This window comes from Nitratireductor sp. XY-223, assembly GCF_004959855.1.
Taxonomy (GTDB): domain Bacteria; phylum Pseudomonadota; class Alphaproteobacteria; order Rhizobiales; family Rhizobiaceae; genus Hoeflea_A.
In genome coordinates this window covers 459,684-485,149 of sequence record NZ_SPNT01000003.1, presented here as the reverse complement: position 1 = coordinate 485,149, position 25,466 = coordinate 459,684, and the positions used below count along the sequence as shown (strand labels likewise).

Annotated in this window: 23 protein-coding genes; 10 read left to right on the top strand and 13 right to left on the bottom strand. The window is 62.2% G+C overall.

Translation table 11 applies throughout. From position 1 onward, the window contains the following. Positions 1-241: 241 nt before the first annotated feature. Positions 242-625, top strand: a complete 384-nt coding sequence (locus E4M07_RS13855) for a glyoxalase superfamily protein (RefSeq protein ID WP_136658935.1) — start codon at positions 242-244, stop codon at positions 623-625. A gap of 16 nt (positions 626-641) precedes the next feature. Here E4M07_RS13855 and E4M07_RS13850 read toward each other — a convergent pair whose 3' ends face one another. The 6 genes from E4M07_RS13850 to E4M07_RS13825 form a co-directional block, all read right to left on the bottom strand. Next, on the bottom strand, positions 642-1,376 hold the full coding sequence (locus tag E4M07_RS13850; RefSeq protein WP_136658934.1) for a proteasome-type protease: 735 nt from the start codon (positions 1,374-1,376) through the stop codon (positions 642-644). A gap of 9 nt (positions 1,377-1,385) precedes the next feature. Beyond that, on the bottom strand, positions 1,386-2,195 hold the full coding sequence (locus E4M07_RS13845) for a transglutaminase family protein (protein WP_136658933.1): 810 nt from the start codon (positions 2,193-2,195) through the stop codon (positions 1,386-1,388). 12 nt (positions 2,196-2,207) lie between these two features. Continuing rightward, positions 2,208-3,131, bottom strand: a complete 924-nt coding sequence (locus E4M07_RS13840) for an alpha-E domain-containing protein (RefSeq protein WP_136658932.1) — start codon at positions 3,129-3,131, stop codon at positions 2,208-2,210. A gap of 4 nt (positions 3,132-3,135) precedes the next feature. Then, positions 3,136-4,527 carry a circularly permuted type 2 ATP-grasp protein gene (locus E4M07_RS13835; RefSeq protein ID WP_169054233.1) on the bottom strand — a complete coding sequence of 464 codons (1,392 nt, stop codon included), beginning with the start codon at positions 4,525-4,527 and terminating at the stop codon, positions 3,136-3,138. Positions 4,528-4,695: 168 nt separating this feature from the next. Next, complete coding sequence (locus tag E4M07_RS13830) at positions 4,696-7,929, bottom strand: 2Fe-2S iron-sulfur cluster-binding protein (RefSeq protein ID WP_136658930.1); 3,234 nt, start codon at positions 7,927-7,929, stop codon at positions 4,696-4,698. 4 nt (positions 7,930-7,933) lie between these two features. Then, a complete protein-coding gene (locus tag E4M07_RS13825) occupies positions 7,934-8,383 on the bottom strand; it encodes a MarR family winged helix-turn-helix transcriptional regulator (protein ID WP_136658929.1) in 450 nt (149 codons plus the stop codon). Between the two features lie 172 nt (positions 8,384-8,555). On the opposite strand from E4M07_RS13825, the gene E4M07_RS13820 reads away from it, so the two are divergent. From E4M07_RS13820 to E4M07_RS13810, 3 genes are read left to right on the top strand one after another with little or no spacing between them, the layout of a single operon-like run. After that, positions 8,556-9,518, top strand: coding sequence for a 2-hydroxyacid dehydrogenase (locus E4M07_RS13820; RefSeq protein ID WP_136658928.1), 963 nt, complete (start codon positions 8,556-8,558; stop codon positions 9,516-9,518). Between the two features lie 43 nt (positions 9,519-9,561). Next, positions 9,562-10,851, top strand: a complete 1,290-nt coding sequence (locus E4M07_RS13815; protein ID WP_136658927.1) for a hypothetical protein — start codon at positions 9,562-9,564, stop codon at positions 10,849-10,851. 30 nt (positions 10,852-10,881) lie between these two features. Then, complete coding sequence (locus E4M07_RS13810; RefSeq protein ID WP_136658926.1) at positions 10,882-12,171, top strand: MFS transporter; 1,290 nt, start codon at positions 10,882-10,884, stop codon at positions 12,169-12,171. A 5-nt stretch (positions 12,172-12,176) separates the two neighbouring features. On the opposite strand, the gene E4M07_RS13805 is transcribed toward E4M07_RS13810, so the two are convergent. After that, positions 12,177-13,754: an FMN-binding glutamate synthase family protein gene (locus E4M07_RS13805; RefSeq protein WP_206057250.1), complete on the bottom strand. Its 1,578-nt coding sequence runs from the start codon at positions 13,752-13,754 to the stop codon at positions 12,177-12,179. A gap of 321 nt (positions 13,755-14,075) precedes the next feature. Here E4M07_RS13805 and E4M07_RS13800 point away from each other — a divergent pair, with 321 nt between their 5' ends. Next, positions 14,076-14,618 (top strand): DUF992 domain-containing protein, encoded by a 543-nt coding sequence (locus E4M07_RS13800; RefSeq protein ID WP_136658925.1) that lies wholly within the window; start codon positions 14,076-14,078, stop codon positions 14,616-14,618. Positions 14,619-14,730: 112 nt separating this feature from the next. Further along, positions 14,731-17,130: a heavy metal translocating P-type ATPase gene (locus E4M07_RS13795; protein ID WP_136658924.1), complete on the top strand. Its 2,400-nt coding sequence runs from the start codon at positions 14,731-14,733 to the stop codon at positions 17,128-17,130. On the opposite strand, the gene E4M07_RS13790 is transcribed toward E4M07_RS13795, so the two are convergent. From E4M07_RS13790 to E4M07_RS13780, 3 genes are all read right to left on the bottom strand, one after another. Then, entirely contained in the window at positions 17,110-17,505 is a 396-nt protein-coding gene (locus tag E4M07_RS13790) for an XRE family transcriptional regulator (RefSeq protein ID WP_136658923.1), read from the bottom strand. The genes E4M07_RS13795 and E4M07_RS13790 overlap by 21 nt on opposite strands. After that, the gene (locus tag E4M07_RS13785) at positions 17,505-17,801 is read right to left on the bottom strand and encodes a type II toxin-antitoxin system HigB family toxin (RefSeq protein ID WP_136658922.1); all 297 of its coding nucleotides are present in this window, start codon (positions 17,799-17,801) and stop codon (positions 17,505-17,507) included. The genes E4M07_RS13790 and E4M07_RS13785 overlap by 1 nt, the downstream gene beginning before the upstream one ends. A gap of 148 nt (positions 17,802-17,949) precedes the next feature. Next, entirely contained in the window at positions 17,950-18,483 is a 534-nt protein-coding gene (locus E4M07_RS13780) for a PadR family transcriptional regulator (protein WP_136658921.1), read from the bottom strand. A gap of 104 nt (positions 18,484-18,587) precedes the next feature. Here E4M07_RS13780 and E4M07_RS13775 point away from each other — a divergent pair, with 104 nt between their 5' ends. Both E4M07_RS13775 and E4M07_RS13770 read left to right on the top strand, forming a co-directional pair. Continuing rightward, positions 18,588-19,028, top strand: a complete 441-nt coding sequence (locus tag E4M07_RS13775) for a nuclear transport factor 2 family protein (protein WP_136658920.1) — start codon at positions 18,588-18,590, stop codon at positions 19,026-19,028. Positions 19,029-19,080: 52 nt separating this feature from the next. Then, complete coding sequence (locus tag E4M07_RS13770; RefSeq protein ID WP_136658919.1) at positions 19,081-21,114, top strand: NADPH-dependent 2,4-dienoyl-CoA reductase; 2,034 nt, start codon at positions 19,081-19,083, stop codon at positions 21,112-21,114. 42 nt (positions 21,115-21,156) lie between these two features. Here E4M07_RS13770 and E4M07_RS13765 read toward each other — a convergent pair whose 3' ends face one another. Further along, positions 21,157-21,591 (bottom strand): glyoxalase superfamily protein, encoded by a 435-nt coding sequence (locus E4M07_RS13765; protein ID WP_136658918.1) that lies wholly within the window; start codon positions 21,589-21,591, stop codon positions 21,157-21,159. A 277-nt stretch (positions 21,592-21,868) separates the two neighbouring features. Between E4M07_RS13765 and E4M07_RS13760 the strand changes: the two genes are divergently transcribed. Continuing rightward, positions 21,869-23,161, top strand: a complete 1,293-nt coding sequence (locus E4M07_RS13760) for a glycosyltransferase (RefSeq protein WP_136658917.1) — start codon at positions 21,869-21,871, stop codon at positions 23,159-23,161. On the opposite strand, the gene E4M07_RS13755 is transcribed toward E4M07_RS13760, so the two are convergent. Continuing rightward, on the bottom strand, positions 23,158-23,532 hold the full coding sequence (locus E4M07_RS13755; protein ID WP_136658916.1) for a VOC family protein: 375 nt from the start codon (positions 23,530-23,532) through the stop codon (positions 23,158-23,160). The genes E4M07_RS13760 and E4M07_RS13755 overlap by 4 nt on opposite strands. Before the next feature lie 3 nt (positions 23,533-23,535). After that, on the bottom strand, positions 23,536-24,414 hold the full coding sequence (locus E4M07_RS13750) for an NAD(P)H-binding protein (RefSeq protein WP_136658915.1): 879 nt from the start codon (positions 24,412-24,414) through the stop codon (positions 23,536-23,538). A 109-nt stretch (positions 24,415-24,523) separates the two neighbouring features. On the opposite strand from E4M07_RS13750, the gene E4M07_RS13745 reads away from it, so the two are divergent. Continuing rightward, positions 24,524-25,417, top strand: coding sequence for a LysR family transcriptional regulator (locus tag E4M07_RS13745; protein WP_136658914.1), 894 nt, complete (start codon positions 24,524-24,526; stop codon positions 25,415-25,417). Positions 25,418-25,466: the final 49 nt, after the last annotated feature.

Sequence of the window (25,466 nt, the reverse complement as noted above, 5' to 3'; positions counted from 1 at the left end):
ATGCACTTCCTTCAAAGTCGGCATGACCGGCCGGAAAGGAAGGCTCGGTTCCCTGCGAGATTTCACCCTTCCCATCACTCGCGGGATCCGGCGGGCGAGAGCGCGAGTTCTTGCCCGCTTCTTTTTGCCGCCGTCGCAACTGTCTGATCCTTTTGCCCCTGTCCATCACGCCGGCTATGCCAAAATCGGCGCGCCGGGCTATAGTTTCCTCTGAACACTATGGAATCAGGTTGACTGCCCAATGGATTTTTCGACCCGCATCGAACGCTGCACACCGATTGTCCGCATCGCAAGCTACAAACTGGCAATGCCGTTCTACCGCAGCATCGGGTTTGCCGAGGAGTGGCGTCGACAGGTGGATCCGGCCTTTCCCGTAATTGCCGCCGTGAGCCGTGACGGCATCAGGCTCCTGTTGTCGGAACATGCCGATGACGGGGTGGTCGGCGTCAGGCTGATGCTTGATGTCGCCGATGTCGACCAGTTTCATGCCGAGTGCACGCGAAACGGCGTCGAAATCCATGAACCGCCCCAGGACACGCCTTCCGGAACGCGGCAGATGAGCCTGTGCGATGTCGACGGCAACATCCTGACATTTGCGACACCGTTGACGCAGCGCCTGTTCTGACCGCATCCGCAATCGGTCAGAAAACGTGCGGAAGGTCGTGAAAGGCCGAGTTGAGCGCCTGCGACCAGGCATCGGAGAGCCGCCCGAAATCCTTGTCATCCGGCTCGATGCGGCGTCTCTCCGTAATCTTCAGCGCGCCCGTCTCGATGATCGCCAGGTCAAGCGGCATGCCCACCGACAGGTTGCTGCGCAGCGTCGAGTCCATCGACACGCATGCCGCGAGCTTCGCCTTTTCCAGCGGTGTCTGCGGCGTGATCACCCGGTCCAGGATGGGCTTTCCGTATTTGTGCTCGCCGATCTGGAAAAACGGTGTGTCGGCGGTCGCCTCGATGAAATTTCCGGCGGTGTAGACGAGAAAGAGGCGCAGCGAACCGCCCTTTCTCTGGCCGCCGACGAGCATTGTGGCGTCGAACGCGGTGCCCTGTGCCTCCATGCCCTCGCGGTGGCGTTCCTGCACCTGTCGCATCGTCTCGCCGACGATCTGCGCGACCCGGAAGATGCTGTCCGCACTCAGGATCGTCTCCATCTCGGGATCGATGGCCGAGGTTTCGATCTGTTTTTCAAGCCGGGTGACAACACCCTGGGTGATCGACAGATTGCCGGCCGAGAGCATGACGATCGCCCGTTCCTCGTCCACTTCCCAGCAGTGCATCTTTCCGTAGCGGGAAATGTTGTCCATGCCCGCATTGGTGCGCGTGTCGGAGAGCAATACCAGACCGGCGTCCAGCTTGATGGCAACACAATATGTCAAAGGTATTTCCTACTGCTGCTGACTGTCGGAAACCGCGACATCCGCCGAGAGCGTTATCTGCGAGCCGCCGACCACATGGCCTTTTATCGGAGTCGCGTCGTCGGCGTCCAGCCCGCAGGCAATCCTGATGTAGTGATCGGTGGGCGAGACGCCATTGGAGGGGTCCAGCCCCACCCAGCCGAAATGCTGGATATGCGCTTCCACCCAGGCGTGGGTCTCGAGCAGTTCGTCCTCTTCATCGGCCGCCTTCAGGTAGCCGGTGACATAGCGCGCCGGAATGCCGAGCGCCTTGCAGGCGGAAATAAGGACGTGGGAGTGATCCTGACAAACGCCGGCGCCGATTGCCATCGCCTCGGCCGCCGTGGTGCTCGTGGTCGTGGCCTCCGGCCGGTAGTCAATCGCCTCGCGGACCGCAAGCGACAGCGCGTGCGTCGTCTCGAGCTGGTCTTCCTTGCGCGCCGCTTCCGCAAGCGCCTGTATCGCGGCATCAGCGCGCGTCAATTCGGTGTCGCGCATGAAGATGCTCGATGGCGGCTTTTTCGGCAGATCGCGCACGACCCCGGCCTTGTCCTCGGTCGCGATGATGCCGTGCGCCAAGACCTCGACACTGGAGACAGCGCCGTCGCTTTGCCAAAGCGCGATTTCGTCCCCATAGCCGGTGATGTAGATCGGCTCGACCGGATCGCCGTTGACCGTCACGGTCCAGCCTTCGACCGACTGCCCGTCATAGACCGATGGAAACAGCTTGAGCCGCAACGAGACCCGTGCCGCGGCGGGCTCGTAACCGTACTCGGAGCGATGACGCACGTTCAGCCGCATCAACCCTTGCCGTCAGAAGTGGTAGGCATCCGACACCTCCTTGCTGATGCGCGCCGTCTTGGCGATCTGGTCGTTGATGAATTCGTGCAGGCCATCGCTGAAGACCGCGTTGATATCGAGACGGGACAGACGGTTGAGCTCGGTCTTCGCGGTGCGCTGGCAGTTATGCGCGCCGCCGTAATTCTTGTCGAGCTTGTCGAGACAGCCGTGGATCTGGCTGTAGCTGAATGCGACGGAGCGCGGGAAAGTCTGGTTGAGCAGCAGGAAATCGGCAATGTTCCAGGGCGCGTAGTCGCCGCCATAGTGGTGGTGGTAGGCGCGCAGGCCCGACACCGCGTGCAGCATAGACATCCACTGGTGATGGTCACGGCCGCCGCCGACCACCTCCGTCTCGGGGAGCAGCAGAAAATACTTCACGTTCAACAGCCGCAACGTCATGTCGGCGCGTTCGATATTGCTGCCGAGCCTCAGGAAGAAGTAACCCTCGGTGCGCAGCATCGCGGTTTCGACGGCGCCGCGGAAGATCGCCGCGCGCTTGCGGATCCATTCGAGCAGATGGTCGAGCTGCCGGCGGGCCGCCTGCGTGTCTATCGATTCAAGGTAGCGCCAGTCCTCGTTGAGGCTCTCCCACATTTCCTGCGTCAGCGCCGTGCGCACCGCCCTGCCGTTCTCCCTTGCCTTGGCGAAGCAGGCCTGGACCGCCGACGGACTGACCGGGTCGAGTATGAGTTCGGCGACGATATCGACCTCGGTGACCGGTCTGCCGTCCGGCATCGGGGCGCCCGTCGCCTGCATGAGGGATGTCCATTCCGATTGCCCCTGGCTACCCGGAAGGGTCGCCATGCGCTGCCCCATCGAAATCATGCGGGCGGTGGCCTCGGCGCGCTCCATGTAGCGGCCCAGCCAGAACAGGTTTTCAGCGGCGCGGCTCAGCATGGCGTCATTCCCGCAGCACCCAGGTGTCCTTGACGCCGCCGCCCTGGCTGGAATTGACGACGAGCGAGCCGGCTTTCAGCGCCACGCGGGTCAGGCCGCCCGGAACCAGCCGGATGTTCTTCCCGACCAGGCAGAACGGCCTGAAATCAACGTGCCGACCGTCCACCCGGTTGTTTTGAAGCGTCGGCGCGGTCGAAAGGTCGAGCGTCGGCTGGGCGATGAACTCGGACGGATCTGCGACAATGCGTTTGCGGTATTCGGCGACCTCCTGTTTGGTGCTCTTCGGTCCGATCAGCATGCCGTAGCCGCCTGAGCCGTGAACCTCCTTGACGACGAGTTCCTCCAGATTGTCCAGGACATGGGCGAGTTCGTCCTCCCGGCCGCACTGGTAGGTCGGGATGTTTTCCAGCACCGGCTCCTCGCCGAGATAAAAGCGGATCATCTCCGGAACGTAGATGTAGATCGCCTTGTCGTCGGCAACACCGGCCCCTGGCGCCGAGCAGATATTGACGTTGCCGGCCCGGTAGGCATCGAACAGGCCGGCGATGCCGAGCATGCTGTCGGGCCGGAAGGTCAGCGGATCGATATAGTCGTCGTCAATGCGCCGGTAGATGACATCCACCTTTTGCGGGCCGCGCGTGGTGCGCATCCACACCTTCGCGTCATCGACGAAAAGGTCCTGCGGCTCGACGAGTTCGATGCCCATCAGATCGGCGAGAAAGGAATGCTCGTAATAGGCCGAGTTCAGCGAGCCCGGCGTCAACAGCACCACCGTCGGATCACCGGTTCCAGAGGCCGGCGCGACTTCCTTCAGCGTGCGCAGCAACTCGTCGGGGTAGTGGTCGACCGGCTGCACCGGCCCACCGCTGAAGACGTCGGGAAACATGCGCGCCATGATTTCGCGGTTTTCCAGCATGTAGCTGACCCCGGAGGGCGTTCGGCAGTTGTCTTCAAGAACCTGGAAGCTGCCGGGTCCGGTGCGCACGATATCGATGCCGACAATGTGGCTGTAGACGCGGCCCGGCGGTGCGAAGCCCACCATCTGCGGCAGGAAGGCGGAGTTGCAGTAAACCAGCCTGGCGGGAATGATACCGGCCTTGATGATCTCGCCCCGGTGGTAGATGTCGTACAGGAACGCGTTCAGCGCCCGTGCCCGCTGGCGGATGCCGCGGTCGAGCTGCCCCCACTCGGCGGCGGAGAAAGCGCGCGGGATAAGATCGAACGGGATCAGCCGCTCGGGATCGCCGCCCTCGCCATAGACCGCGAAGGTGATGCCGATTTTCCGGAAGATCGCCTCCGCCTCGTCGTTGCGGCGGCCAAGTAACTCGGTGCCCGTTTCTTCAATCCAGTCGGCGATGCGCCTGTAAGGGGCGCGTACACCGTCCTTTTCTTCCATCTCGTTAAAGGGCACGCCGAGCCTTTTTACTGTTTCCCCTCCGCACTTTTTCCGTGCGTATTCGGGAAGCCTAGCAAAACTCTTTGCAATCAGGAAGATGCGGTTGTGCATGAATATTGGGCAGCCCGGGTGGCGCCCACGGGTAACCGCGCATCTGAACTGCGGCGGCTAAAGATCCACCTTGACGACGCCGTCCTCGTCCTGCGCCCGTGAGCAGCACAGGATGATCCTGTGCTCCCGCTCCTTGGCGGAAAGTACGTGATCGCGGTGTTCAACGTCGCCGCCGAGTAACGGGGCGGCGCAGACGCCGCACAGGCCGTCGGTGCATTTGACGTCGACGGCGATGCCCGCGGCGTTGAGTGCATCGGCCGCGGTCTCTTCGGCCGGAACCTTGACGGTGCGCCCCGACTTTGCCAGTTCGAGGACGAAGTCGTGATTGACATAGTCGGGCGCCTCGGGAACGGAGAAATACTCCTTGAGCAGCGCCTCCTCCGGCCAGTCCTTGGCCGCGGCGGCCTCGAAGACGCCGTCCATGTAGCGGTCCGCACCGCAGGTGTAGAGCCGGAAGCCCTGCCGGTATGCGGGAACGAGCTCCGGCAGATTGGCGCGCCTGCCGTCGGCGGAAAAGTGGAAGAAGACGCGATCGGACCAGGGCATCGCCTTCAGCTCGCCGGCGAAACCGGACTGTTGCTCAGATTTTGCGCTGTAGTGGAAGATGAATTCACGGCCGAGCGCGTGCAGCCGGTGCGCCATTGTGATCAGCGGTGTCACGCCGATGCCGCCCGCCATCAGAATTGAAAGGGGCGCCTCCTCGTCCAGCGGGAAATGGTTGCGCGGCTCACTGATGAAGACCCGCCTGCCCTCCTTGAAGACCCGGTACATCAGCAAAGAGCCGCCGCGCCCGTTGGTTTCCTTCTGGACACCGAGGACATATTTGCTGTTGTCCGACGGATCGCCGGCCAGCGAATACTGGCGCTGGTATTCGGGCGCGACCACCACGTCGACATGGGCGCCCGCCTCGACCTGCGGCAAGGGTTTGCCGTCCGCCCGGGTCAATTCGAAGCGCACGATATCGTCGGCGAGGTCCTCGCGTTTCGAAACGATGACGGGGAAGACCGGCGGCGGCCCGTCGAGCGGCCGCGCCTTCGGCGCCAGTCCCTCTGCGTCGCCACGGCCGAGTTTGTCGCGATAAGCCTGCGGGGTCAGCAAGGACCGGTAACGCGCGATGCCTTCTTCCCGGTTGAGCGGGTGCGTGACCGGATAGGGCAACGGCATCACGTCGGCCGGATAAACGGCAAGCGTCTGATCCTCGTATTTGACGTCGAGTTTCTTCGAAAGCCCGCGCCTGTTGGACGCCTCCGCCCTGACATAGCGGCCTTTTTCGGTATCGAGTTCGACGTCCCACCACCAGGTCTTGACCGGGTTGATCTCGCCGCGGCCCAGCGCATCGTCGAGTGCAGCAAGCGTGCGGGCGCTGTGCGGCGCGTTGATGGCAAGCCAGCGGAAGGCTTCATCGGCGAACAGGCCCTCAAGGTTCCAGGGACATGTCTTCATGCAGCGTCCGCACATGCCGCCGGCCGTGTTGGTTATGCGATAACGGGCGCATTTCTCGGCGTCGGACTTCCAGATCTCGTAGCCGTTATACATCAGCTTGGGACCGGCGGTGATGGCGCCGGACGGACACTCCCGCGCGCATTTGTTGCAGGAATTGCAGAATTGCTGAAGGCCGAAGTCGATCGGCTTGTCGTGGGTCATCGGCATCGACGTGGTGACGACGCCGGATTTCAGCCGCGGCCCGAGAAACGGGTTGAGGATGACCTCGCCGATGCGGCTGACCTCGCCGAGGCCGGAAAGCAGAAGAAGCGGCGGTTGCAGGACATCCCCGTCGAGCACCGAATGGACGCGGGCGGAATAGCCGAGCCGGCGGATCTGCTCGCCGATGACGCCGCCGAGCAGCGAGAAGCGCAAATAGGCGCGCATCGACTGGGCGACCGAAATCCAGTCGTCGCCGCTGGCGCCCTCCATGGTTTCGAAACCCTGATCGAGCAGCAGCGATACCCCGCTGTCATGGTAGGGCTCGATTGGATTGCCGCCGGCATCGTGGGAGTAATAGGCCCAGTCGGGCACGCGGCTGAGACCCACGGCATCGGCGGACAGGTAGTAGGACGCCGCCTTGAGGTTGTCGGCATTGCGCACCGGATCCATGGTCTGCGGCGAGACCGGTCCGCGCGCTTCGCCGAACTGGAGCAGCAGAAGCGCGCCGAGCGCACGGCGGGCGCAGGCGCCGATCGGGCTTTTCATGACATACATGCCGCCCTTGGCGCCCTCCTGAACCTGTTTGCCCATGTCGCCGAACAGCGCGCGCGCAAAGAAATCCGCCCGCTTGGGGAAACGCGGCACCCGTTCCTCGTCGATAAAGGTCGTCGGCTCGTCGCAGCGCTTGATCGTCTCGAAGGGATGCGGTCCCATCCGGAAGTCGCGGTCGCGATAGGGGACGGCGGTCGATGCGCGGCGCGCCGTACCGCGGCCCATCCACCAGTCGGGCCCGTGGGAATGCCAGCCGGCACGGCCGGCATCGGCGCCAAGCGGCTCGTCCGGGATCATTTCGAGCGTCGTCGTGACGGCGGCAAGCCCGAGGCGCGTGCCGACAAACGGATTGACCAGCGCCGGAACGCCTTCCACGGTCTCGATCGAACACAGGCCCGAAGACACGCCGAGCCTGTTGATATCGACGTCCGAAGTGGTGGCCGTGTGGGCGCGGGCCTCGTGCCCGAGCATGCGCAGGTAATTGGCGATCACCACCGCGACATTGGAGGTCAACAACGCCGCGCGCTCGGCCTGGGTGTCGACGAACCACTCCGTGCCGGGCTCCTCGGGGCGCGGATCGCGCGTATGTTCGACGAGAAAGACCAGCGCATATTTGTGGTGGTTGACCGGTCCGAGTTCCACCCGCGTCGATTCCAGCACGTCGGCATAGATGGCATCGATGCCCGAGGCGAAGCTCTTCGGCTGGCCCGCTTCAAGCTCGTCCTTGATGTAATCGATCATCGGATTGCGGAACGGATCGGCCAGAAAATGCCCCGCTTCCAGACGGGCAATGCCGACCATGGAGGCATCGAAATAGTATCCGGCCGCCTTCAGATGATGGGCGCGTTCCTTTAAGTCGTCGGGAATCTCGGCCTCGCCGTGGACGATCTTTCCATCACGCACGGTATCCATCATGGCGAGGAACCGGGCCATGGCATGGGCCAGGGACTCCTGCGGGTGACGGCTGAAATCGAGCGGCCGCATCGGCTCTACCGCGCCAAGATCCGGGCCGTGCGATGTGCGCTTCAGCCTTTCAAGCGGAAAGGGACCGAGGTGGAAGGGACGCTTTCTGGTCGAGAAGAGATTGACGTTCATGGCGTTACAGACGTGCCAGCTCCCGAGTTTCGCCGGCCGACAACGCGTCGACGAGGCGCAGCACCGCTGCAAGCTCGTCCTGCGCGATCTTGTCGGTAAAATGGTCGTTGAGTTGTTCGACAAGAGGACGGCATTGTTCCATCACGGACCTGCCTCTTTCTGTCAGCCTGATCTCGACGCCGCGGCCGTCACCGTCGGCGCCGCAACGGCTGATGAGCCCCATGTCCTCCATGGTTCGCAACGCACGCGAAACCGCCGAGCGGGCGATGCCAACGTAATCCGCAAGGGCCGACGGCGTCCTGACATCCTCAAGTCCGACACCGCTGAGGATGCACCACATCAGCCGCGTGACCCCGAAGGGGCTGATCATCTCGTCGAGTTGCGCTTCCATCAGCCGGGCAAGCCGGGAAACCTTGTATCCAAGCCTGGTGTGCAGTCTGTAGCCGCGGTCCATCGCCTTTTTCTCCGCTATCCCCGCCTCACGCCAATATGATTATCAATGTTAATTAACAATGTCAATTATCTGCATATCGTGCCCGTTGACATTCATGCGGCAAATTCATTCTCACACTTCAAGGTTCGGCCGAAGCGATCTAAAAGGAATGTCCACCAAACGGAAAGCGCCAATGCCGAAACCAGAAATCCTGATTACCGGAAGCCTGATGCCGCTTGTGCACGAACAGCTGTCCGCGGCCTATACAACCCATTCGCTTCCTGCCGGCGATGCCGCCGATGACGTGCTGAACGCGGTCGCCGACGAAATCCGCGGCATCGCCGGCAGCCCGGCCCGCGGCATCGGGGCCAATCTGATGGATCGACTCCCGCGACTGGAGATCATCGCCAACTACGGCGTTGGCTATGACAATATCGACGTGCCGCACGCCGCCGCCAGGAACATCATCGTGACCAATACGCCGGACGTGCTTTCGGAAGAAGTCGCCGATGCCGCCATCGGCCTGATGATCATGACGGCGCGTGAACTGTCGGCGGCCGAGCGCTGGCTGCGCGCCGGGAAATGGAAGAAGGGATATCCCCTCACCCGTGGCACGCTGCGCGGCAAGCGGCTCGGAATTTTTGGATTGGGGCGCATCGGCAGGGCGATCGCGGTGCGCGCGCAGGCGATGGGGATGGAGATTTGCTATCACAACCGTACCCGTGTGCGCGACGTGCCTTACCCCTATTGCTCGAGCCTGCGCGAACTTGCGTCCCACTGCGATGTCCTGCTGTGCGCGGCGCCCGGCGGCGAAGCCACCCGCGGCCTGATCAACGCCGAGATCTTTCAGGCGCTCGGCGCCGAGGGTATATTCATCAATATCGGGCGCGGAACCACCGTCGACGAGCCGGCACTCGTGGCGGCCCTGCAGGACCGGACAATCATGGCCGCCGGGCTCGATGTCTTCGAAAACGAACCACATGTGCCGCAGGAACTTATGGACATGGACCATGTGGTTCTGCTTCCGCACATGGCTTCGGCGTCGGTCCACACGCGCAACGCGATGGCGCAGTTGCTGGTCGACAACCTGATCGGCTGGTTCGAAAACGGCGCACCGCTCACGCCGGTCGCTGAAACGCCCTGGCCGCGAAAATGACCAACAAGCCGATACCGAGGTTTTGAAGCAGAACGAACGGGACATGAACGCGCCGCAGGTCAATCCGCACGAGACAAGAAACCTGTCGATCCTGTCCGGCCAACGGGCTCTCCAGACGGTCGGGTGGACCATGTCCAACCCTGCGGTTGTCCTGTCCTATCTTGCGATATCGATGGATATGCCCGTTTTGCTGGCCGGCCTGCTCGTCAGTATCAGGCGCTCCGGCAATGTCGGTGTAGCCGTGTTCGGCTCCGATACGGCGGCCCGCCTTGTCAACAAGAAGGCCGTCATCGCCGGGACCGACTTCATTCTTGCCGTCTGTTGCCTGCTGGCGGTCGCCTCCGTCCTGACCGCGTCCACTGCGGTCGTCACGGCCGCCTTTATCGTTGTCGTCCTGCTGATCGGCATGGTCGAGGAATATCAAAACCTCATCAACTGGGATTTTCTCGCCGACGTGCTGCAGTCCGACAGCCGCCAGCGGCTGATCTATGCAGCCATGGGGATCGGCGGCATGTGCACGATCGCGTTTACCTGGACGGCGCACGTTGTTACCCAGGAGTATCCTGCCTTCGCGCGGCACTCCGCGGTTGTCGCCATCGCGGTCGTCAGCTTCTGCATCGCCGCCCTTTCCGTTTTGCTGGTTCGTGATTTGAAACGCGACGTGCAGGACGGTCACACCGGGAAGGACCAGCAAGGCGTCTATCAGGCGGCCCGTCTCGCCATCGCGGGTTTCGCTTCCAAACTGCGCGAGCTCCTGACGATGCCGTGGTTCCGCCGTTTCCTTCTGATCCGGCTGGCGTTGCAGACCGTCGAACTGTCCATTCCGTTCTTTGCCATCCTGGCGGCCATTGCGCATAGCGGCTCTCACAAGGGATTGACCGCACTCATTATATCGTCGGCGGCCGCCCTGATGCTGGGCGGACCTATATGGCGTTCCGTCGGACGGCTCTCCAACGGCAGCGTCATGGCCTGCGGTTCCCTGCTTGCGGCTGTCAGCGGTGTGGCGCTGGTTCTCAACCACTTCGTACCGGTCGTCGACAAGACGATTATTCACTCGGCTACCCTGTTTGTCGCCACGGTCGGGGTTCAGGGCGTTACCAATGCCAGGGCGCTCTACTATCTCGACAACGCCCCGAAAGAGCACCGGGTCGCCGGCCTCGCCGTCTCCAAGAGCGTCGTCAAGGTGTGGAGCATCGCGGTGGCGGCATTCATGGCATTCCTTGCCCACACACAACATATTGCCTGGGCAATCACCTTTGTGTCTTTTCTTAACATCTGCACGGCAATATTGGTGCTGTCGGTCTCAAGCCGCCCGAAACCGGTGACCGCATAGATCATGATTGTTTGATGGCACAGCATACGCATGAACAACACGCAGTCTTCCAGTGAGAAACGCAACCTGTCCGTCCTTTTCGGACAGGGGACTTTTTCCACCACGGCCTGGACGATGGCGAACCCGTCGGTCGTGCTGACCTATCTTGCGATTTCCCTGGATTTGCCCGTGCTGCTTGCGGGCATGCTGGTGACATTCGGTCAGACGGCCTGCCTGTTCACGGCGACATTCGCCACGCCGATTGCGGCGCGCCGGCAGCAAAAGAAAAGGGACCTTGCCGCCACAGACATAGTGTTGGCGATCGCTTTCATGACGGCGCTGGCTGCCGCCACCTTCGGAACGCCGCTCGTGGTCGGGATCTGTTTCGTCCTGGTCATCCTGCTGGTCGGCGCGACATCCGAATACCAGGCCATCATGACCGCCGGTTTCTACGGAGAGGTGCTCAATTCGCGATCGCGGACGCTGCTGATGTACTCGGTCATGACCCTGGGCGGCATCGCGACCGGCATATTGGCGTGGTCCGCGCACCGGGCCTTCTTCGACGATCCACCCTTCGACCGCCATGTGGTGCTGGTGACAATCGGTGTGGTTTGTTTTGTGGTTGCGAGTGCGGTCATCCTGATGGTCCGCGAGTTCGAAGGCGGCTCCCAGCGAGAGGAAGCCTCACCGGAAGAAGCCCGGAAATTCTCCGTCGCCGAACAGGTACGCGAGGCCATTGACAACTTCCGTCTGCTGATCGGCATGCCCTGGTTCCAACGCTACCTGCGCGTCAGGCTGGCATTGCTTACGGTCGAACTTTCCATTCCCTTCTACGCGATCCTTGCCGCCCTGGCGCATCATACCTCGCCGAAGGGGCTGAGCGCGCTGATCATCTCGTCGGCGACCGCGCTGATCGTTTCCGGTCCGCTGTGGGGCCTGGTCGGCACAAAGTCGACGCGAACCGTGATGACGGCAGGCGCGTGCCTGGCCGCCCTGGCCGGGTTCATGCTGGTCGCGAACTTCTTTTATCCGGTGGTCGATTCGCCCTATATCCACGCGATCGCGCTGTTCATCGTCACGGTCGCGGTGCGCGGCGTCTCTACGGCGCGTTACCTCTACTTCATGGACGTCGCACCAGAGGAGTATGCGGTCATCGGTATCGGCGTTTCCAAGGTCGCGGTTCGCACGGTCGGAATCGGGTTGTCGTTCGCAATGGCCGCGGTGGCGCATCTCCAGCATGTCATCTGGGCGATCCTGGCGCTCGCGCTCATCAATGCCACGACGGCGCTGCTCACCTATCGCGCCGCGGTAAGGCCGGAGACCAACGGCCAGCCGTCCTGAACGGGTCAAAACGCTTCGGCGCTGGCCTTTGCCCAGTGATGCGCGAAAGCGGGGTTGATGTCCTTTCCGAGCAGTTCGCCCGGCTTCAGGAACGCGTAGATTTCATCATAGGTGCGCTCGGTTTCATCGGCGACCCGCTGGTAGATCAGGTCGGGCGTCAACTGGTCCGGCGATTCAATGCCCATTGCGCCGACGAGGTCCAGGAAGCTTTCAACCGTTGCGTCGTGAAAATTCGCCACCCGGACCTGACGCGAGTCGATGTCCACCGCCTTGGCGCGCTGGCGGTCCTGCGTCGCAATGCCGGTGGGACACGTGTTGGTATTGCAGCGCACAGCCTGGATACAGCCGAGCGCGAACAGCATGGGCCGCGCCATATTGCACATATCCGCACCGAGCGCCATTTTCTCCACCATGTGAAAACCGGTCACCACCTTGGCGCTGGCGATCACCCGCAGCTTGTCGCGCAGCGACGCGCCGACGAGACATGAATGCGCGAAGGACAGGCCCTCGTTGATCGGCACGCCGAGGCGGTCGGTGAACTCCAGTGGCGCCGCACCGGTGCCGCCCTCCGCTCCGTCGACCGTTATGAAGTCCGGCAGGATCTTCGTCTTCACCATGGCCTTGACGATGCCCATGAATTCGTGGCGCCTGCCGATGCACAGCTTGAAACCGATCGGCTTGCCGTTGCTGACCTCGCGCAAACGCGCGACCCATTCCAGCAATCCCTCGGGCGAAGAGAAGGTCGTGTGCGCCGGCGGTGAGATGACATCCTTGCCCACGGGCACGCCGCGGATTCGCGCGATCTCCGCGTCGACCTTCGCGGCAGGCAGAACGCCGCCATGGGCCGGCTTCGCACCCTGGGACAGCTTGATCTCGATCATCTTGACCACATCGCGATTGGCGATCTCGATGAACTTGTCCTCGTCGAACGTTCCCTCGGGCGTGCGGCAACTGAAATAGCCCGTGCCGATCTGGAAGATGATGTCGCCGCCGCCGGCAAGATGGTACGGGCTCAGCCCGCCCTCACCTGTATTGTGGGCGAAATTTCCGCGTTTCGCACCGGCGTTCAGGGCGTGGATCGCGGTCGGGCTGAGCGCGCCGAAACTCATGGCGGAGATGTTGAGGCGCGAGGCCGAGTAAGGCTGCTTGCATTCCGGACCGCCGACGGTGACCCGGGCCTCGTCGCGCGAAACCTCCTTGGGGGCGAGCGAATGGCTGCCCCGCGTGAAACCCACCTCCATGATGTCCCGCTGGGTGCCGAAGGGCTGGGTATCGACCGTTCCGGCCGCACGCGCGTAGACCAGGTTGCGGTGAATCCTGTTGTAGGGTTTGCCGTCCTCGTTGTTCTCGACGAAATACTGCCTGATTTCGGGGCTGATGAATTCGAAGGCGTAACGCAGGTGGCCGATCACCGGGTAGTTTCGCAGGACGTTGTGATCCGACCAGTGAATGTCATAGAAGCCGACAAGAATAAGCGGGATGACGATCACCAGCGCCCAGACAAAGGGCGGCCAGGCCAATGCGATGAGCCAGACGGCGAGCAGCGCAACCACCGAGACTACATAAAAGACTGTTCGCATCATTACCCGCATCCTCCACGATCAAGCGCGGCCCCGTGGCGACCGCATCTGATCGCCGAGTTTAGCCGCTTAAGAATGACTCTAGCTTTCGGTTAATTGCACGATCAAGAATTATTGTGAAAAATTCGCGACGTAGCCGGCATCGGGCATTCTTGCCGCCTATCGCCGGCAGATGGAAAAGCGGCACAGGATTACCCGACAAGCAACACAATCTCGGCCAAATTTGGCCGCGAATTCCGCGTTTGTATTGGCGCCTGGAAGGGCGCTGTTCGGGCGCGGACGGCCGGCGACAATCGCCCCCAATTTTCGAGCAGGAGAGAACGGATGAAAGCAGGAAAACCGGCAACCACGATTGGAGCCGCCGCAGTGGCGGTGGTTATGGCCACGGCACCCATCCTGGCGGCCGATACACCGCCGGTGGAGATCCCGCAGGCGGCCGCGCCGAAGCGTCACTTCACGAAGATCGGAATGCTGAGCTGTACCAGCCAGGGCGGCTTTGGCTACGTCATCGGATCGTCCAGCGACCTTTCCTGCACCTTCAAGAACCGTCATGCCGGCCAAGCCTTTGAACATTACAATGGATCGATCACCAAGGTCGGCCCGGATATCGGCTTCAAGCGCAGCGAAAGACTCCTGTGGGCCGTCTACGCGCCGAGCTACCAGGTCCCGCAGGGCCGGCTTGACGGCACTTACGTCGGTGTCTCGGCCGCAGCGGGCCTTGGCATCGGCGTCGGCGCGAACGTGCTGGTCGGCAATCTGAAGAACAACCTCAATCTCGTTCCCGTCAGCGTCAGCGGCAACATCGGCCTGAACGCGTCCGCCGGCATCGGCGCACTGACGCTTTCGAGCGCCGCGGCCTCACGCTGAAATGTGTCCCGTCCGGTCGCCGAATGTTGGCGACCGGGTTTCATTTCTCTGGGTTTTTTCACGAAAGATTACATATTATAAGCTGCATTTGCGCGAGCCATCGGAGCCATTGATGCGTGAAAAAACAGATGCGGCACCGGCACCCGCCGAACCGGGGGGCGTGTCCGGCATTGACAAGAACGAACAACCGGCTTCCGTGAAGGAGCCGCCAGCGGACTGCGCTCTGCCGGCCGATCCGGTCTGCGGGATGCGGGTCGAAGTCGGTGACGCCACGCCGCGCGCGAAGTTCGGCGGCTCGGAGTATGTCTTCTGTTCTGAAAAATGCCGGGAGTCCTTTGAAAAGGATCCCTACTTCTATGCCACCGGAAACGCCGGACGCGTCGAAATACCGGTTCAGGGCGATGTCACCTATACCTGCCCTATGCACCCGGAAATCATCCGCGACGCGCCGGGCAGTTGCCCGATCTGCGGCATGGCGCTCGAGGCGGTCGGGGCCGCGCCCGACGGACCCAATGAAGAGCTGGTCGACTTCACCCGGCGGCTGATCATCAGCCTCGTCTGCGCGGTGCCGCTTCTTGTGCTTACCATGGGACCGATGGTCGGCCTTCCGGTTCGCTCGCTCTTCGGCGAACGCTTGTCGATCTTCATCGAATTCGTGCTGGCAAGCCCGGTCGTCCTCTGGGCCGCCCTGCCGTTTTTTGAGCGCGGCGTGCAATCGATCCGCTCGCTTAGCTTCAACATGTGGACGCTGATCACGATCGGTGTCTGCGCGGCCTATGGCTACAGCGTCATCGCCACATTCCTTCCGGGCCTGTTTCCCGCCCAGTTCCAGGCGGACGGCGGGCATGTGCCCGTCTATTTCGAGGCCGCGGCGGTCATCATCGCGCTGATATTCGCCGGTCAGGTGCTGGAGCTGCGGGCGCGAGAGCGCACGGGTGACGCGATCCGCGCGTTGCTCGACCTGGCGCCGAAAACGGCGCGGCGCATCCTCGACGACGGCACCGAATATGACGCGCCGCTGGAAAACATCCTAGAGGGCGACCGGCTGCGCGTGCGGCCGGGCGACCGGGTTCCAGTGGATGGTGTCGTCATTGACGGCCGCAGCGCGGTCGACGAAAGCATGATCACGGGCGAGCCGGTGGCGGTCGAGAAAACCGCCGGCGATCCGCTGACCGGCGGAACGCTCAACAGGAATGGCAGCCTCGTCATGGCGGCAAAGCGCGTCGGCAGCGAGACAACGCTGGCGCAGATCGTCGAAATGGTGTCGAGCGCCCAGCGCTCTAAGGCATCGATCCAGGGCCTTGCCGACAAGGTCGCATCCTATTTCGTGCCCGCCGTCATCGCCGTCGCAGTGATCGCGTTCATCGTCTGGCTGGCGGTCGGTCCCTCCCCGGCCTTCATATTCGCCATGATCTCGGCCGTCTCCGTGCTGATCATCGCGTGCCCCTGCGCGCTGGGACTGGCGACGCCCATGTCGATCATGACCGCCACCGGGCGCGGTGCGCAGGCCGGCGTCCTCGTCAAGGACGCGCGGGCCCTGGAAAGTCTCGGCGGCGTAGACGTCCTGGTCGTCGACAAGACCGGAACCCTCACCGAGGGCCGGCCCAAATTGACGGACGTGGTGGGCCTGTCGCGGCACAGCAAGAACACGATCCTGAAACTCGCCGCCACGCTCGAGAAGGGTTCGGAGCATCCGCTGGCCGAGGCCATCGTCGAGGGAGCAGAGGACGCGAAGCTCACGCTGGAGACGATGATCAATTTCGAGGCGGTCACCGGCAAAGGCGTGATCGGCAAGGTCACCGGGCGCGATGTGGCGCTCGGCAACGACGCGCTGATGGAGACACTGCAGATCGATCTGTCTGCGGCAAAATCCGCGGCAGACGGACTGAGACGCGAGGGCAAGACCGCGATGTTCGTCGCTATCGAGAACGAACTCGCCGGCATCGTTGCGGTCGCCGATCCGATCAAGGCCAACGCGGCCGAAGCCATTCGTGCCCTGCACGACGAGGGTCTCACCGTCGTCATGGCGACCGGTGACAACGAGACTACGGCCAATGCGGTAGCCGCCCAGCTCGGCATCGATCAGGTCAATGCCGGCGTCCTGCCGGCGGACAAGAAGCGGCTCGTCGACGATCTGAAGGCGCAGGGCAAACGCGTTGCCATGGCCGGCGACGGCGTCAACGATGCGCCGGCGCTCGCCGCCGCCGATGTCGGCATCGCCATGGGAACCGGCGCCGATGTCGCTGTCGAGAGTGCCGGCATCACGCTTTTGAAGGGCGATCTGACCGGCATCGTGCGGGCGCGCCGGCTGGCGCACGCGACGCTGCGCAACATCAAGCAGAACCTGTTCTTCGCATTCGCCTACAACACCGCCGGCATTCCGATTGCCGCCGGCGTGCTCTATCCGCTGACCGGCAGCCTTCTGTCACCGATGATCGCGGCGGCGGCGATGAGCCTGTCTTCGGTCTCCGTCATTTCCAATGCGCTGAGATTACGGTCGGTCAAGCTCTGATCGAGCAAGATGATAGGGTTGAATAAGCACATCCGAGGGGATGTTTAGCCGGTTGTGGATCTTCTGGATCATAGCCAGCGAAAGGGCGCGCTTACGGTTCAGAACTTCAGACGCACGGGAACGCGAACCGAGCACTTCGGCAAGGTAAGCCTGCCCGGCGTCAGTTTGGTCAAGCACGTACTTGATAGCCTCTATAGGGTCCGGGTCATCGATAGCCCAATGCTTATCTTCGTAGACGGCAATGAGATCGGAGAGCACATCAAAACGATCAGCATCCGGAGTTCCCGGAGCCGGTTCCTTCTCGAAGTACGCTTCGATTTCGGCAAGCGCCCATTCGTAGTCATCTTCAGTTCGAATTGCGCGAATGTTTTCCATCACACTGTCTCCGGGTCGATCTTATCGTACTCCCTATGGGTTCCGACGAACTTAACGAGCACTCTCTTGTAGGTGTATGAAACATGCACGATGAGGCGGTACTTGTTGCCTCCGATATCGAAAATCACGCGGTTGTCAGCGACAAAGTCAACGGTATTGCCGAATTGACCTCTGATATCCTGCGAATTCTCCCACAAGGCTCTGCTGGCGATACTGTGCCAGACCTTCAAGGGAGTCTCTGCTTTGGGATGCTTTTGCCAGAACTCCCTAAGGGTACGTTTCGCTATCACCTGCATGGGGCAGAATATAGTATGTTCCCATAATGGGAACAAGAGGCGAGAGCAACAAAATTACCCGTAATGGGAACGCGGTGCAGATACAACGGCTATCCTCAATTCGGCGGTCACTGGACTCGAGATGGGATATCTCAATTGTTGGCGCAGCTCAGGCGCGCTCCAGCCGCTCCAACACGCTTTCGCACCAGGCGATCCAGCCCTGCTCGTACTGGATTCCGAGTTCCAGCCCCATGAGCTTGCCGAGATCCTCCGGCACCGCCGCGCCGCCGCTGAAGCGCATGTCGCGGATGTGGTGATACTGCTCCAGCTGTTCGCGATGCGCGGCAAGGCGCGCGCGGACCTGTGCCCGCAGGGCATCCTTGTCGACATGTTCGATGGCCTGCAGCCGCACCAGAAGATCGTCCTTTATCAGCGGCAATGCCACCGGCTCGCGCGACCATGCCTTGAGGGCATCGCGGCCCGCATCTGTGATGCTGTAGACCTTGCGGTTGGGCTTTCCCGACTGGACCTCCTCGTTGGAGGTCACGCAGCCCTGCTCCTCGAGCTTCTTCAGTTCGCGATAGATCTGCGGATGGGTCGCCTTCCAGAAGAACGCGATGGACGTGTCGAAGAACTTGGCGAGGTCATACCCCGACATCGGACGCTCGGTCAGGCAGACGAGGATGGCGTGCGAGAGGGCCAATTTCAGAACGACTCCATTTTTCCTTGTCATTTTTATTGAACTTTGCATATATGTGTCAATGCACATATGAACTGGCCATCACGCAACGTGACGGGAGGACGCTGATGACGGCTTTACCGGGATTGAAACCGGCGGCGCAACAGACGCTGGAGCGCTGGCATGAACTGTTTCTTACCAAGGATGTCAATGGTCTGGCGGACCTGGCGTCCGAGTCCATGGTTTTCCGGTCCCCGGCTTTCTTCAAGCCCTATCCGGGCAAGGAGGCCTTTGTCTTTATTATCACGACGGTGTCGGGGATCTTCGAGGATTTCCGCTACGAGCGGCAGTTCGCAACCGACGACGGTTCGAGCGCCGTGCTGGAATTCACCGCCCGCATCGGCGACAAGTCGCTCAAGGGAATCGACATGATCCGCTTTGACGACGACGGCAAGATCGCCGAGTTCGAGGTCATGATCCGCCCCGCCAACGCGCTGGCCGCTCTGGCCGAAAAGATGAGCGAGAAGGCCGGACCGTTCCTTATGCAGCAACGCGCTCGGTCCGGATAGATCACGCAAGCCAGCGCTCGCCAGCCAGCCCGAACTTCGACAAGGATCGTCCATGACAAAGTATCCGCACATCTTCTCGCCCCTCGACCTTGGCTTCACCACGCTTCCGAACCGCATCCTGATGGGCTCCATGCATACGGGCCTGGAAGACCGCAAGGCACATGATCGCGTCGCCGCCTATTTTGCGGAACGCGCCCGCGGCGGTGTCGGGCTGATGGTGACGGGCGGCGTCTCGCCGAACGAGGAAGGCGCGGCCCTGCCGGGCGCCGGCAAGCTCTCCGTCATGGACGAAGTGGCCGAACACGTCCCGACAACCACGGCCGTGCATGCCGAAGGCGGCAAGATCGCCATGCAGATCCTCCATTCGGGACGCTACGCCTATCACCCGGGCGGTGTTTCGGCGTCGGCGGTCAAGTCGCCGATTTCGCCCTTCGCGCCGATCGAACTGGATGAGGCCGGCATCGAAAAACAGATCGCCGATTTCGCCAACTGCGCGGCGCTGGCGCGCGAGGCCGGTTATGACGGTGTCGAAATCATGGGATCGGAAGGCTATTTCATCAACCAGTTCCTGGTCACCCACACCAACAAGCGCGAGGACGACTGGGGCGGCGCCTACGAAAACCGCATGCGCCTGCCGATCGAGATCATCAAGCGCGTGCGCAAGGCGGTCGGCGAGGACTTTATTATCATCTACCGGCTGTCGATGATCGATCTGGTTCCGAACGGTTCGACCTGGGACGAGGTCGTGCAGCTTGCCAAGGCGGTCGAGGCTGCCGGCGCGACGATCATAAATACCGGCATCGGCTGGCACGAGGCGCGCATCCCGACGATCGCCACGTCGGTGCCGCGCCGCGCTTTCACCTGGGTCACAAAGAAACTGATGGGCCAGGTGTCGGTCCCCCTGATCACCTCGAACCGCATCAACACGCCAGACGTGGCCGAACAGGTGCTTGCCGACGGATGCGCCGACATGATCTCCATGGCGCGTCCGTTCCTGGCCGACGCGGCGTTCGTCAAGAAGGCACAGGAAGGACGCGCCGACGAGATCACGCCCTGCATCGCCTGCAACCAGGCATGCCTCGATCACACATTCCAGATGCAGCTCTCCACCTGTCTCGTCAATCCGCGCGCCTGCCATGAGACGGAACTCAACTACCTGCCGGCTGAGAAGCCGCAACGCATCGCTGTCGTCGGCGCCGGACCGGCCGGGCTTTCGGCGGCCCTGGTCGCAGCCGAGCGCGGCCACGAGGTGACGCTGTTCGACAGGGCGGACGAGATCGGCGGGCAGCTCAACATGGCCAAGCGCATACCCGGCAAGGAGGAATTCGTCGGCCTTGTCGACTATTACAAGCGCCAGCTCGAGCTCAAGCAGGTGCGTTGCGTGCTTGGAACGGCGGTCGATCCGGACTCCCTGACCGACCAGGGCTTCGACGAGGTGATCGTCGCCACCGGTGTCCTGCCGCGCGATCCGCAGATCCCCGGCCAGAACCACCCGAAGGTTTTGAGCTATATCGATGTCCTGCGGGACAGAAAGCCGGTCGGCAGGAAGGTCGCCGTCGTCGGCGCCGGCGGCATCGGTTTCGATGTGTGCGAATATCTCGCCCATGAGGGCCATTCGCCGACGGAGGACCTCGATCTCTGGAAAAGGGAATGGGGCGTCGGCGATCCTTCCGAAACGCGCGGGGGGCTCAGCCCTGCGGGCGCGCAACCGGATCCGTCGCCGCGCGAGATCACGCTGCTGCAGCGCAAGGCCAAGAAACACGGCGCCGGCCTCGGCAAGACGACCGGCTGGATCCACCGCGCTGCGCTGGCGATGAAGGACGTCAAGATGCTCGGCAATGTGAATTACGAGGAGATCGGCGACCAGGGTCTGCGTATATCCTTCGGCGAGGAGCGGCGCGACCCGCAATGGCTGGAGGTGGACACGATCGTCATCTGTGCCGGCCAGCTTTCCGACAATAGCCTCGCCGACGCGCTCAGCGAACGCGGCATCGCCAACCAGACGATCGGCGGCGCATTCAAGGCCGGCGAACTGGATGCGAAGCGGGCCATCGATCAGGGCAGCCGCGTGGCCGCGACTCTCTAGAGCGCGTTGCCTGCCGCACCGGAATGCGGCAGGCGGTTTTTCCTACAAATGCAATTGCAGATGCGGGTTTCCGTTGGACGTCTTCTGCTGCGTGGTCCCACGCGAGTCGATAACCGCTTTCACCCTCTGGCGGTAAGCGGAGAAGCTGTCGAAGGTCACCACGTCGACGGGTTCGTCGAAGTGCAAGGTGATCCGGTAGCGGTCGTGCGCCGGCAGCGCATAGATCCCCAGGACCCGCCCCGAAAAGGGCTGGCCGAGATAGATGCCGGTGACCGCCTCGCCCACATAGACCGGGGCCAACGGCGGCGTGTTGGACGCCCGCGCGCTGATCGTGTTCCAGTCCTTGAAACCATGCTGGTGGGCAATGGCTTCAAGCGCCTTGGCGTGGCTCATCGACTGACCTTGCTGCTCCAGCGACTTACGCAGTCGGCGGGCCTGGTCTTTCAATGTCTCAATCGTCGGTAATGCGTCGGTCATTCTTCGCCTCATTCGATTTGCGCATCACGGTAAATGAAGGTGCTCGCGTTGCCATCGATCCAGATGCTCTGAATTGGCGTCGAATATCGTGCTGAGGTCTTCACCATGGTTTTCACCAGCGAGCGGCAGGCGCCTCAAGCCAAGGCCCGCTAGATGGCGATGCGGTGCATGAATGTCAAGGGCGCGAGCGTTGTCGGAACGTGAAAGTTCCTCATATTTTGCGCTTGAACCGGTTGTGCCCAATACATAACTGCAAGTACGTGACCTCGGAGGCTTCATGAAAATCCTGATACTGACGATCGGCTCCCGCGGCGATGTCCAGCCCTATCTGGCGCTGGCGAAGGGGCTGAAGAAGGCAGGGCACGCTGTCACCCTTGCGACCTGCGAACGCTTTCGCGATTTCATCGAAAACCACGGCATAACCTATGGCTTCATCAGCGACGACCTCATGAAGATCGTCGATTCCGACGAAGGCAAGGCGCTGATGGAGGACACGACCAATATCGTGCGGACCGTGTCCGCGATGATCCGGATGCGGCGCCAGGTCGCGCCGCTGCAGCGGCAGGCGATCGCGGATAGCTGGGCAGTTGCCGAGACCGTTATGCCGGACCTTGTCCTGTTTCATCCCAAGGCCGTGCTCGGCCCGGTTATCGGCGAGAAGCTCGGGGTTCCTTGCGTCCTGGCAACACCTATTCCGATGATCGTACCGACCGGCCAGTTTCCGTGCGTCGGCTTCGCCGATCTTGGACTCGGCGGCTGGTACAACCGGCTCGGCTACAGGGTTGTCAATTTCTTCATCAAGGCGTCGGCGGGAAAGGACGTGCGCGCCTGGCGCGAGGCCACGAATACGCCGGTCAAACGCGTCAATCTCGATTACCTGGCCGATCAGGAGGGCCTACCGTTGCCGGCGCTCCACGCGATCAGCGAGCACGTCCTGCCCCGCCCTGCCGACTGGCCGCAGACCGCGATCATGTCCGGATACTGGTTCCTCGAAGCGCAAGACGACTGGCAGCCGCCGGAGGCACTTGAGCGTTTCCTCTCAGACGGGCCGCCGCCGATCTATATCGGCTTCGGCTCCATGTCAGGGCGCAATCCGAAGCGGCTTGCCGCGGCGGTTGTCGAAGCGCTCCGCAAGACCGGCCAGCGCGGTATCCTCGCCAGCGGCTGGGGCGGCCTGGAGGCCCGCGATCTTCCCGACAGCATCCTCATGATCGACCAGGCGCCGCATGACTGGCTTTTCCCGAAGGTCGCAGCCGTCGTCCATCACGGTGGCGCCGGCAGCACCGCCGCCGGGCTACGCGCCGGCAAGCCGACGCTGATCTGCCCGTTCTTTGCCGACCAGCCTTTCTGGGGCAAGACCGTCCGGCGACTGGGCGCGGGACCGGAACCGATCCAGCAGAAAAAGGTCACGACTGACAATCTCGCCGACGCGTTCGACCAGCTTATCCACAATGGCCGAATGCGCGCGCGGGCAAAGGCCATCGGCGAAAAGCTGCGGGCGGAAGACGGCGTCGCCACGGCGGTCGCCGTTATTGAAAAGGTCGCCGCCGCCAACGCGGATCACGCCTAGGGCAGCTTGAATTCCGGATTGTAGATCAGGCCGACAACGTTCCCCCAAGGGTCGGCGACACCGGCCACCACGATTTCGCCGCCGACATTGGTCGGTTTCTCGACGACGGTCGCGCCCAGCGCCTCGAAATGCGCGACGGCCTTTTCGACGTCTTCCACGCCCCAATAGGTCAGGACTGTGCCGGTCTTTTCGTCCGCTGGCGTTTCATCCGGCATCAGACCGAGTTCATAACCGGCGATGTTGAAGCCGACATAAAACGGCTCGTCGAAATAGGGCTTGGGGCCGAAGGCGTCGGTGTACCAGCTCTTCGCCTTTTCAAGGTCGGCAACCTTGTAGATCGTTGTCCTGAGACCGAGGATTTTGAGGGACATCGCCTATTCTCCCGCTTGGCTGATTCCGGGCATGATCATGTCGGCGGCAAAGCGCCTAAAGTCTGTTGCCGGACGGCCGGTTATCTGTTCGACGTCGTCTGTGACATAGTCGCCCCATCCACCACCATAGGCAGCGCCGTAGTCGCGCAACACCGCCGCCATCCAGGGATCGATCCCTGCGGCGACCATTGTTTCATACTGCCTTTGGGGCGCGACCGGTACAAAGGAAATGCGCCGTCCTGACAATTCTGACAGGATCGACGCGGCGTCATGCCATGACAATGTCTCGGGGCCGGTCAATTCCAGTGTCCTGCCGAGAAAATCGTCGCTCTGAACACACTTGGCTGCGCAGGCCGCGATGTCGCGCGTGTCGATCATGCCCATATGCCCGTCCCCGGTCGAAAAACTGAATGTCGCCCCGTCCCTTATGGACGGCACTTCGAAGCACAGATTCTGCATAAAGAGTTGCGGCCGGAGAACGACATGCGGCAGCCCGCTGGATGCGATGTGGTCCTCCGTTTCCGCGTGCAGCCGGGTGTTTTCGGTCGGTCCGTCACGGGCGGCCTTGAGCGCCGAGACGCGGACCAGCCGTTTCAGGTTCCCGGCGCGTGCCGCCTCTATGAAATTGCGGGCATAGCGACCGGCTGCTCCATCGGCGGGTGTGATCAGCACCGCTGCATCGGCGCCCTCGAGCGCTGCCGCCAGCGCGGCGGGATCATCGAAATGCGCTGCGACCGGCTGTATCAATTCGTCCTTCCGATCGGCTGTTGGTAGCGGACCCCGGCTCATGGCGCGAACCGTGCAGCCGTCACGCGCCAGCATTCGGGCAAGAGGACGGCCGATTGTGCCGGTGGCGCCGGTGACGAGGATTGTTTCGGACATGGTGCCTCCCGTTGGACATGATTTTCAGCGGAGAGAAGTCCTACGATATTTCCAGTTTCGATATAATATGATGAAATTGAGAGGCACTATCTATGTGGTGGAATAATTGATGCATGATCTCAATGCGGTCGCGGTGTTTGTCCAGGTGGCCCAGTCCGGCAGTTTCTCGGCGGCGGCCCGCAACCTGTCGATGCCGCTCTCGACGGTCAGCCGGAAGGTCTCGGATCTCGAAAACAGCCTCGGTGCCAAACTGCTGGAGCGTTCGACACGCAGTCTGCGCCTGACCTATCTCGGCGCGGTCTACCTGGAGCATTGCCGTAGGGGCCTGGAGGAATTCGAAGCCGCGGACCTTGCCTTACTCGACAAGCAGGACGAGGTCACCGGTCTTCTGCGTATTTCGTTGCCGCCCAACCTCGCGGACACGGTCTTCGTGCCGATCATCGATCGCTTCCAGCGGCGCTACCCGCAGGCGACCGTCGCCGTTCTGGTCGCGGAGCGCATCGTCGATCTGGTCGAGGACGGTATCGACCTGTCCTTCCGGGTCGGCCTGTTGCGCGACAGCAGCCTCGTCGCCCGCAAGCTTGTCCGTTACCGCCACGTCATGGTGGCAAATCCGGACTACTTGGCGGAATGCGGCGCGCCCAAGTCGCTTGCCGATCTGGCGTCGCACCGGTTCGTCACATTCGGTTTCACGCCCGGGGCCGGTCAGCGCTGGACCCTTCACAAGGGCGACAGGACCGAAACAGTCGAAATCCGCCCTACCCTTTGCGTCAATGACTACGCGGCCGTCGAGAAGGCGGCGCTTGTCGGTCGCGGCATAGCGGAGTTGCCGTCGATTTTGTGCTCGGCGTCCCTTGCAACAGGCGCGCTTGTCCAGGTGCTTCCCGAATGGCGGTTTCAGGAAATAAGCCTGCAGGCTGTCCATTCGGGACGGCGCAACATGTCGCGCCTGTCACGCCTTTTCCTTGACACCTGTATCGATGAGCTGCGGTCAATCGCCTGAATTTCATTGCGCGGCCCTGGCGAACGTGCTGTAGCTTTGCCGATCCTGT

Coding starts and splice junctions, on each gene's coding strand:
- E4M07_RS13855 (WP_136658935.1), top strand. CDS start 242: ATGGATTTTTCGACCCGCATCGAACGCTGCACACCGATTGTCCGCATC.
- E4M07_RS13845 (WP_136658933.1), bottom strand. CDS start 2,195: ATGCGGCTGAACGTGCGTCATCGCTCCGAGTACGGTTACGAGCCCGCC.
- E4M07_RS13840 (WP_136658932.1), bottom strand. CDS start 3,131: ATGCTGAGCCGCGCCGCTGAAAACCTGTTCTGGCTGGGCCGCTACATG.
- E4M07_RS13835 (WP_169054233.1), bottom strand. CDS start 4,527: ATGGAAGAAAAGGACGGTGTACGCGCCCCTTACAGGCGCATCGCCGAC.
- E4M07_RS13830 (WP_136658930.1), bottom strand. CDS start 7,929: ATGAACGTCAATCTCTTCTCGACCAGAAAGCGTCCCTTCCACCTCGGT.
- E4M07_RS13825 (WP_136658929.1), bottom strand. CDS start 8,383: ATGGACCGCGGCTACAGACTGCACACCAGGCTTGGATACAAGGTTTCC.
- E4M07_RS13820 (WP_136658928.1), top strand. CDS start 8,556: ATGCCGAAACCAGAAATCCTGATTACCGGAAGCCTGATGCCGCTTGTG.
- E4M07_RS13815 (WP_136658927.1), top strand. CDS start 9,562: ATGAACGCGCCGCAGGTCAATCCGCACGAGACAAGAAACCTGTCGATC.
- E4M07_RS13810 (WP_136658926.1), top strand. CDS start 10,882: ATGAACAACACGCAGTCTTCCAGTGAGAAACGCAACCTGTCCGTCCTT.
- E4M07_RS13805 (WP_206057250.1), bottom strand. CDS start 13,754: ATGATGCGAACAGTCTTTTATGTAGTCTCGGTGGTTGCGCTGCTCGCC.
- E4M07_RS13800 (WP_136658925.1), top strand. CDS start 14,076: ATGAAAGCAGGAAAACCGGCAACCACGATTGGAGCCGCCGCAGTGGCG.
- E4M07_RS13795 (WP_136658924.1), top strand. CDS start 14,731: ATGCGTGAAAAAACAGATGCGGCACCGGCACCCGCCGAACCGGGGGGC.
- E4M07_RS13790 (WP_136658923.1), bottom strand. CDS start 17,505: ATGGAAAACATTCGCGCAATTCGAACTGAAGATGACTACGAATGGGCG.
- E4M07_RS13785 (WP_136658922.1), bottom strand. CDS start 17,801: ATGCAGGTGATAGCGAAACGTACCCTTAGGGAGTTCTGGCAAAAGCAT.
- E4M07_RS13775 (WP_136658920.1), top strand. CDS start 18,588: ATGACGGCTTTACCGGGATTGAAACCGGCGGCGCAACAGACGCTGGAG.
- E4M07_RS13770 (WP_136658919.1), top strand. CDS start 19,081: ATGACAAAGTATCCGCACATCTTCTCGCCCCTCGACCTTGGCTTCACC.
- E4M07_RS13765 (WP_136658918.1), bottom strand. CDS start 21,591: ATGACCGACGCATTACCGACGATTGAGACATTGAAAGACCAGGCCCGC.
- E4M07_RS13760 (WP_136658917.1), top strand. CDS start 21,869: ATGAAAATCCTGATACTGACGATCGGCTCCCGCGGCGATGTCCAGCCC.
- E4M07_RS13755 (WP_136658916.1), bottom strand. CDS start 23,532: ATGTCCCTCAAAATCCTCGGTCTCAGGACAACGATCTACAAGGTTGCC.
- E4M07_RS13750 (WP_136658915.1), bottom strand. CDS start 24,414: ATGTCCGAAACAATCCTCGTCACCGGCGCCACCGGCACAATCGGCCGT.
- E4M07_RS13745 (WP_136658914.1), top strand. CDS start 24,524: ATGCATGATCTCAATGCGGTCGCGGTGTTTGTCCAGGTGGCCCAGTCC.